The sequence below is a fragment of the Protofrankia sp. Cas8 genome, from assembly GCF_963555845.1.
Lineage (GTDB): Bacteria > Actinomycetota > Actinomycetes > Frankiales > Frankiaceae > Protofrankia.
In genome coordinates this window covers 1,726-8,966 of the sequence record NZ_CAUVXI010000228.1, presented here as the reverse complement: position 1 = coordinate 8,966, position 7,241 = coordinate 1,726, and the positions used below count along the sequence as shown (strand labels likewise).

Annotated in this window: 10 protein-coding genes; 1 reads left to right on the top strand and 9 read right to left on the bottom strand. The window is 66.1% G+C overall.

Features of this window, described 5'->3' with window-relative positions; all coding sequences use genetic code 11:
* Positions 1 to 114 precede the first annotated feature (114 nt).
* The 3 genes from U9977_RS23275 to U9977_RS23265 form a co-directional block, all read right to left on the bottom strand.
* Positions 115 to 405 carry a transposase gene (locus U9977_RS23275; RefSeq protein ID WP_322751419.1) on the bottom strand — a complete coding sequence of 97 codons (291 nt, stop codon included), beginning with the start codon at positions 403 to 405 and terminating at the stop codon, positions 115 to 117.
* Positions 406 to 556: 151 nt separating this feature from the next.
* Positions 557 to 997 (bottom strand): nitroreductase/quinone reductase family protein, encoded by a 441-nt coding sequence (locus U9977_RS23270; protein ID WP_322751418.1) that lies wholly within the window; start codon positions 995 to 997, stop codon positions 557 to 559.
* Between the two features lie 62 nt (positions 998 to 1,059).
* Entirely contained in the window at positions 1,060 to 1,707 is a 648-nt protein-coding gene (locus U9977_RS23265) for a TetR family transcriptional regulator (RefSeq protein ID WP_322751417.1), read from the bottom strand.
* Positions 1,708 to 1,828: 121 nt separating this feature from the next.
* Here U9977_RS23265 and U9977_RS23260 point away from each other — a divergent pair, with 121 nt between their 5' ends.
* A complete protein-coding gene (locus U9977_RS23260; RefSeq protein WP_322751416.1) occupies positions 1,829 to 2,599 on the top strand; it encodes a hypothetical protein in 771 nt (256 codons plus the stop codon).
* A gap of 272 nt (positions 2,600 to 2,871) precedes the next feature.
* Here the strand turns inward: U9977_RS23260 and U9977_RS23255 are convergent, their stop codons facing one another.
* The 6 genes from U9977_RS23255 to U9977_RS23230 form a co-directional block, all read right to left on the bottom strand.
* Positions 2,872 to 3,243 carry a DUF86 domain-containing protein gene (locus U9977_RS23255; protein ID WP_322751415.1) on the bottom strand — a complete coding sequence of 124 codons (372 nt, stop codon included), beginning with the start codon at positions 3,241 to 3,243 and terminating at the stop codon, positions 2,872 to 2,874.
* Positions 3,233 to 3,523, bottom strand: a complete 291-nt coding sequence (locus U9977_RS23250; RefSeq protein WP_322751414.1) for a nucleotidyltransferase family protein — start codon at positions 3,521 to 3,523, stop codon at positions 3,233 to 3,235. Before U9977_RS23250 ends, U9977_RS23255 begins: the two co-directional genes overlap by 11 nt.
* A gap of 357 nt (positions 3,524 to 3,880) precedes the next feature.
* Positions 3,881 to 4,342: an inorganic pyrophosphatase gene (locus U9977_RS23245; protein WP_322751413.1), complete on the bottom strand. Its 462-nt coding sequence runs from the start codon at positions 4,340 to 4,342 to the stop codon at positions 3,881 to 3,883.
* Between the two features lie 654 nt (positions 4,343 to 4,996).
* On the bottom strand, positions 4,997 to 5,596 hold the full coding sequence (locus tag U9977_RS23240; protein ID WP_322751412.1) for a PIN domain-containing protein: 600 nt from the start codon (positions 5,594 to 5,596) through the stop codon (positions 4,997 to 4,999).
* Positions 5,597 to 5,600: 4 nt separating this feature from the next.
* Complete coding sequence (locus tag U9977_RS23235; protein ID WP_322751411.1) at positions 5,601 to 6,125, bottom strand: helix-turn-helix domain-containing protein; 525 nt, start codon at positions 6,123 to 6,125, stop codon at positions 5,601 to 5,603.
* 725 nt (positions 6,126 to 6,850) lie between these two features.
* Positions 6,851 to 7,241, bottom strand: a 391-nt coding sequence (locus tag U9977_RS23230; RefSeq protein WP_322751410.1) for a hypothetical protein, incomplete at its 5' end; no start/stop codon positions are given.

Sequence of the window (7,241 nt, the reverse complement as noted above, 5' to 3'; positions counted from 1 at the left end):
TCGGACCGGGACACGGCCAGCTCGGTATACATGAACGCGACGGGGAACTTGTCGGAGGCAGCCCAGTCCGCGATGGCAGCGAATGTCGCTGCTTTTCGCTCGCGAATCAGGTCGCTACTTTTTTGCGAACTCCGCCTGCATCCGTAGTTCAGCGATTGTGGCCGTCGCATTTTTGGCTTCGCCGCGTAGCCGGACCAGTTCGGCTCGTTCGGACTCGGTGAGCTCCGTGTCCGATGGCTGGGCCGCCTCGGCCTTGTCCCGTGCTTTCTTCAACCATTTTCCCAACGTCATCTCGTGGACGCCGATGTTCCGGGCGACCTCAGCGGCCGAGCGGCCCCCATCAACGACGAAAGCTACCGCCTGCGCCTTGTACTCCTCGGTACATGCACGGCGTGTCGATCCCATATCTCGCGCTCCCGATCAATCGGGCAGCTTTACCGAGTGTCCACTAAAGCGGGTACGGTCCAGTGGCCGCATCAGCGCCGGGGAGCGGCTTGCCGCCGACCTGCACTACGCGTTGGCCACCGCAGTCGCGATGTCGGTGATCTGGTGGGCCCTATCGGAAGTTGTTCTCGGGAGGGTCGATAACGTCCAACCGGAAGACGTACCAGACTTGTGCGAGTAGCGCGATGTCGGTCTGGTTCAGCTGCTTCGTCGGGTGGTCGAAGGCGAATTTGAGTGTGGCGCGGGCTCGGCTTTCGAACTGTGGATAGGTGGAGCATCGGGTCAGGAATGTGGTTTTGTCGACGCCGTGGAGTTCGTAGGCCGCTACCTGTTCGACGGAGGCGCCCAGGATTAGCTCTCCGCCGCCGGCGGCTCGCAGGTTGCGGGCCCATTCGGCGTCTCCGAGCATGGTCATGATGTAGCGCTGTTCATCGAGGATCGTGACACGTACGGGCACTTCGTAGAGTCGCCCGGTGGTGCGCCCTCGTACGCGGAGGACTCGGAGCAGGTCGACTCCCCGGCCACCGGCGCCGCGGCGAACCATGAACCGCATGACGGGGTTCATGACGCGGTAGAAGCGAAGTCGGCCAGCTGACGGCGGTCGAGCGGCTGTCGTCATGGCGACGGCCGGCCGCTCGTGGCGTCGGGGAAGCCCGCGCCGGTCTGGTCGAGCGCCTGGGTCATCGCCGAGCGCAACGCGCTGTCGGTGGCGCCGGCGGACCAGTGGTCGAACGCGACGCGTGAGGCGCCGATGGCTGCGGCGGCGACCAGGCCTGGAAGGAGGTCCTCGTGTCGCTCGACGCCCAGTCGCCGCGCGATCGCGTCGGCCAGTAGGGATTCGATGGTGGCGTACATCTTGAGTTGTTCGCTCCAGAGGCCGGGGTTTTCCGCGATCAGCCGAGCCTGTCTGGTGGTTGCGGTATCGGGAGGGTCGTCGGTAGGGAACTGGGCCACGATGGACCGGGTCACGGCTTGCCACAGGGGTTCCGCGGCCGGGCGCTGCTCGAAGGCGGCGATGACGTGCATCGTCCGGTCGAAGGCGGGGGCCACGACGGCCTCCTCCTTGCTGGAGAAATAGTTGTTGAACGTCCGGGGTGACACTCCGGCCTCAGCCGCGATGTCGGCGACGAGCACGTGTTCGAGGCCTCGCTCGATGGCGAGCCGAAGCGCGGCGTCGCTGAGCGCTGCGCGAACCACCGCCCGCTTGCGTTCCCGCAGGCGCATGCCCGCCTGGGGTTGATCTGGATCCGTCCGCTGTGCCATGCCGGCAGCGTAGCACTAAAAGGTGCGTGGCACGAAAAAACATGCGGGCCGCGCATCCGTGTGACGATGGCGTGCCGGATGGCGTTCGCGATGACTCCGGTGCTGAGGCTAGGGCGTGGTCGTGGCTGTCCCCGCTGGTCGGTCTGCGCGGAGAGGTGCCCGCCGGCTGGCCGGCCCGTCGACCATGGCGAAGATCTACGGAACGTTGCGGACCGCGCTGAACGATGCGGTGGACAACCGGCTGATCGGGTTCAACCCGTGCCGTGGGGTCGAACTGCCGGAGAACGACCAGGCAGAGATCGAGCCGTGGGAAGCGCACAACATCGGCCGTTTCCTGGACGAGGCGGCTATGGACCCGTTGTCGGCGATGTACGAGCTGATCGCCCTTCATGGCCTTCGACGGGGTGAGGCCTGCGGTGCTACCTGGGATGGCCTCGACGATGAAGCCGGTGTCCTCACGATCCGCCAGCAGATCACCGACACGGGCGGGGATCTCGGTGTGTGGGCGCCCAAGATCAAGTCCGGCCGGCGGAAGGTTGACCTCGACCCGACCACGCTTAATTCACTCGCCCTGCATCGTCTTGCCCAGGATGCGGACCGCAAGCGGATCGCTACCTGGTGGGACAACGGAACGCTGCCCGACCAGCACGGCCGGCCGGTCCACCTGCAAGGGCTGATGTTCACCCGCCCCGACGGCCGGCATCTGGCGCCGCAGTACGTCACGTCCCACATGTGGCACATCGCGAAGCGCGTCGGCCTGTGCTGCGCCCTTACCCGGGAAGCGAATCAAGGCGACATGACGATCACCGTAGGGAAGCGGTACGCCGAACCGCAGGGCACCTGGACGCTCTACGCCGATCGCGAGCCGGTCGATCTTGGTTGCCGGCCCTGAAATCACCGTCCGCCCGGTCGCCACGCGGCCAGCGGCCAGGGATGATGCCCAGTGACCGCGCCGACCAGAACATCGTCTACCGAGTAGAACAAGCGTTCCGGACACCTGGCGGTTCCGGATACTTCCGGCCCGTCTGGTGACCGTGATCGTCGGGCGTCGTGGTCGCGTCGACGTTCCTACTCCGCCTCGGAATGTGTTTGTGCTCCGGCCGCGGCGCGCTGAGGAGGGGCTGGCGGTCAGTACGTCCACACCCAGGGCGGATGTGCCTGTGGTCAGTGCGGCTGGTCGAGTTGGCTGGCGACGAGCGGGAACTCTGCCTTGAGGATCATTATCAGTTGCTCCTGGAGTTCGCGCAGCGCGGTCGTGGCGATTCGCCACACAATTGACCAGTCGACCTCGAAGTATGTGTGAACGGCGATGTTGCGGAAGCCTGTGACGGACCGCCACGGCACGTCCGGCCAGCGCGCGTGGATCTCGGGTGAGACTCGTCCGGCCGCCTCGCCGATCACCAGGAGCTTCTGCAGAACAGCGCTCTGGATCAGGTCGCTCGCCAGGAACGCGGTCTCGTCGACATCCTGGACGAACGCCGTCGCGGCGACCGCGGCTTCGATCATGTCGACGAGGTACAGCTCATCACGCCGCATAGAGGACCCGAGCCTCCGCGAGCACCCGGTCGCGGATGACCCATTTCAACCGAGACTTGGGAACCAGGTCGATGTGACGACCGACAATCTTTTGGAGATCATCTCGGAGATCGACGATGTCGAAGCCAAGCTTCGAGTCGGGCGCCAGCACGTACAGCAGGTCGACGTCCGACTCGTCGGTGTCGTCGCCGCGAGCCACCGAGCCGAAGACGGACAGCTCAGCGACACCGTAGCGCCGGCATACCTCGGCGATCCGGCTGTCACGAAGGTCGACGGTCACATAGCCATTATCGCCAGAGGACAGCCACGACCGCACGACTCAGGCACCGCCTGATGCGCGACGCCCACCGGGAACCTGCGTGCCGCGCGAACCACCACCCAGTCGCGACCCAAGGCGTCGCGAAGCAGTCCGACGCACGAGGTGCATCTGGTCATGCGTCCCAGTCGCCGGCGCCACCGAGTTGCTCGATCCACTCCGCGGACAGCTTGCCGCGAGATTCACGCCCGGAGTCCGAGCATGGGGGCATAGTCGTGGCGGCGGTTCGGTCGGGTGAGGAGGGCTCGCAGCCGCAGATCCATGATCGCATTGGTCAGCGCACGGGTAAGGCGTTCAGCATCCTGTCATGCACCAGGCGTCTCATCGTCCCCGCTGCCGCCACGTCTGCGCACCCGATTTTTCGCCAGCCGCCGGGCCGCCTGAGCCAGTGGCGGTCTCCAGGTTCCGCCGCACGAGCAGGCCCCCGATCCCCAGGACGTCGTCGAGCAGTCGCCGCACACGGTCGATCTCCTCGGCGGTGCAATCGATCAGAACCTTGACCTTCACGTCACACTTGCCCGGATCCGCCGTCACGAGGAATCCCACCACGCCAGCACCGACGGCACTGCCACGGAAGACGTCCATGCCATCACCTTCTGCGGCCACGGTGCCCTCCAGGTAGCCGTAGTCGACGGGGTACACGGCCTCCGGCACCCGCGGGTGCCTGCTGCCGGCCGGGCGGTCCACCACCAGCCGCGAGGTAGCCGCCAGCTCGTCGAGGTTGCCGAACAGCCGTGCGCAGGACGTGTCAACCATGATCTCCGCCGAATCAGGGACGTCCATCAAGGAGACCACGGAAATGAAGTGGTCCAGGGCGATGGGCATTGTCCTGCCGCCTGACGTGAACGGCGACGCCCGGCCGGTGCCACCGCGATACTGGACGGCAGCTGGACGTGACTGTCCCATTCGTCCCTGCCCAGGCCATCGGCGGACAGGTTGCCCCGCACGTTCTCGGTGCTGGCCCAGCGGCTGCCTGTGGCTACCACGGGTGTCCTCCGAAGTCGCCGCTGCCCAGTACCTCCGCCAGGCGGAGGCGATTTGCATGGCCGCAACGTGGTCGTCCAGGCGGGGCTCGAACCAGCTGTCGAGGTCCTGACCAGCACCGTTCCACAGTGTTGGATCTAAAGCGATAGATCAGGAACCGCAGTCGCCCAGGTCGGGGGCATGATCAGAGAAAGGGTGGACCTAACGCACCAGAATAAGAACCGTTTGATCTTTGCTCAGGGCCCCGAAATCACCATCCGCCCGGTCTCCACGCGTGCCCTGACCAGGGGCGATTCCCGGTGAGCGCCAGGCCAGCAACATCATCCACCGAGTCGAACGCACGTTCCGCAGACCTGGTAGTTCCTGACAACCTTTGCCGGTCCGATGACCGTGATCGCGGAATCGTGGTGCGGGCGAACGACCAGACATGCGCCGAGCCTGGGGCCACGTCACTTACGAAGCCGGCGTCGCCGACTGACCGAGTACAACGAGAAGGCGTTCGCCGAATGCTGGGGTGCCGTGGGCGCGCAGGTAGATAGCGACGTCGTCGGCGGTCAGCGTGGGGCCGGATCTGCCGGTCCTGGCGGCGATGGCACGAACGGCCTTGACGACGAGGTCGGGGTGGATGTCAAGTTCGTCGAGGAGGAAGTCGTCGAGGGACTGGCGAGTCAGGGGCGCGGGCAGCGCGCTGGGTGGGAAGTCCGCGAGGTTGTCGGTGACGATCACGTCGGCTCGGCCGGCCAGGGCGGCGGCGACCACGTGTCGGTCGTCGGGGTCGGGGAGTTCGATGGTCGGCACGAGCCGTTCACAGCCGGTCACGGACGCGCCCGGGAAGGCGATCTTCATCTGTAGGAGGAGGCGGGTGAGGTAGGCGTCGGTTTCTTCTGGTGGGGTTCCGCGCTTGTCGAGCAGTGTGCGCAGGGTCCGTTCGAGCTCGTCCAGGATCTCGGGGGACCAGAGCGGCCGGTAGGCACCGGTGCTGGCGATCTCGAGAAGCACGTCGCGTGCCCTGCTGGGCACGAGGACGCAGGTGTCGAGCAGCGCGGAGAACATCTGGTCAGCCTTCGGCCCTCTTGCGGGCGGCTTTCAGCGCCGCCCGGGTCTCGTCGGGGCTGACATCGTAGAGGCCGAGACGCTCGGTGTCGGCGACCATGTCGGCGAAGGCGAGGTCTGCGGCGTGGCGTTGGCGTCGGCGGTACTCGAGGAGGTCGTCGAGGCGGACCTTGCGGTGGCGGCTGGGCTTCTCGAATGGGATGGCGCCGCTCTCCAGCAGCCGAACCAGGGTGGTGCGGGAGATACGGAGCAGGTCCGCGGCTTCCTGGGTGGACATCGTCAGGTGGTGCGGTGCCACCGAGACGGCCAGGCCTGCCTTCATCGCCGCGGCAACCTGCAGCAGGACGTTGAACATCGGCTCGGGGAGCTCGACGCTGTGTCCGTCCGGGCCGGTGAGCCGAGGCCGCAGGTCGGCGGCCTGCCGGCCGCGGTCGCGAAGCACGGCCAGGAAGTCGATGATCTCACCGGTGTCCTCGTCTGGCAGGTACGTCTCGTCGTGGAGCGGTTCGGGTCGGGCGGGCAAGGTCATGAACGGCCTCCAATACGATCGGCATGCTCGTTTCGCTCGATTCTACGCCGGCCGCATGCTGGTAGCTGTCCGCCGACAGAACGAGGTGCACGGGAACAGGACCTACTCCATCGACGGAGTCGGCTCACCCAGTGGCTACCAAGTTGTCCGAACGTGGTCGTCTGTCGCGAGATCAGGGCATGCGAGCCAGCTGCAGCGCCAGCCTGGCGTCGGTCTTCTCGTGTCGCCGCCCGCATGCCGCGGCGTGTGCCTCACCGTGGGTGGAGCAGGGCATCCCGGGGACAGCGGTGGCCATCGACAGAGGGAGGCGAGAGCCGCGCATGGCGCACGGTCTCCTGAGGACGGCGGCGCGGGCGTCGCGAACAGCGAGCCGGCTGACAACGGCGAGACGGCGACGTTCACGGGGCTCCGGCGAACGGCCTGCTGTCTGCCCGGTCGTGGAGCGTATCGAGACGGGCGCGATGACCCCGGAAGAGTCGCAACTCGCGGTAGATGCGCTTGCCGAGCTGATTCTTGCCTGGAAGAATGCTGGAGCACCGACCAGAAGACCGCGACGAGACCGCTGACTGTCGCTGGCGTGCTTGAATCGCCATGGGTGCTGAATCAGAATCTCCGCGCCCCAATGATTTGGATCAATGAACTCCCACGCGCAACCCCATGATCATGGTTCGATACGCGCTTTAGTTAAGCGACTCGCGCTCAGCTGCCCGTGTGAGCCGCTTCGTCTAACGCGATTTGTTGATTGTTCCTGGAGACATCAACTCTGACATGCGGTTGAGCGCTTCGGCGGCGCGTGCGTCCTGCTCTTCTTTCGGCAATCTGACGACGGCCAGCTCCGACTCGCACCGTTCGCGCATGTCGTCTCGGTCGAACCAGCGCAGAGGGTGACGGGGATCGGTGGGGTCGTAGATGCCCTGCCCGAACACCTCCATGACCTCCAGGTCGTACCGGCGATGGTTGTGGCTGTCGTGGGGCGGGAGGAGACCGCCCACCATGCGGTTCATCCACTCCTCCCTGATGGCCGCCTCGCCGTCAGGATCGTCCACGTCGGGGTCGTAGCCGAACACGCCTTCCGCGTCCCGCAGTCCGGGGAACGTGTCGAGAACATCGCCGATC

Bases quoted from the DNA above. Each gene is read 5' to 3' on its own strand.
- U9977_RS23240 (WP_322751412.1), bottom strand. From the start codon at position 5,596: ATGTTCTCCGCGCTGCTCGACACCTGCGTCCTCGTGCCCAGCAGGGCA.
- U9977_RS23255 (WP_322751415.1), bottom strand. From the start codon at position 3,243: ATGCGGCGTGATGAGCTGTACCTCGTCGACATGATCGAAGCCGCGGTC.
- U9977_RS23265 (WP_322751417.1), bottom strand. From the start codon at position 1,707: ATGGCACAGCGGACGGATCCAGATCAACCCCAGGCGGGCATGCGCCTG.
- U9977_RS23270 (WP_322751418.1), bottom strand. From the start codon at position 997: ATGCGGTTCATGGTTCGCCGCGGCGCCGGTGGCCGGGGAGTCGACCTG.
- U9977_RS23245 (WP_322751413.1), bottom strand. From the start codon at position 4,342: ATGGACGTCCCTGATTCGGCGGAGATCATGGTTGACACGTCCTGCGCA.
- U9977_RS23275 (WP_322751419.1), bottom strand. From the start codon at position 405: ATGGGATCGACACGCCGTGCATGTACCGAGGAGTACAAGGCGCAGGCG.
- U9977_RS23235 (WP_322751411.1), bottom strand. From the start codon at position 6,125: ATGACCTTGCCCGCCCGACCCGAACCGCTCCACGACGAGACGTACCTG.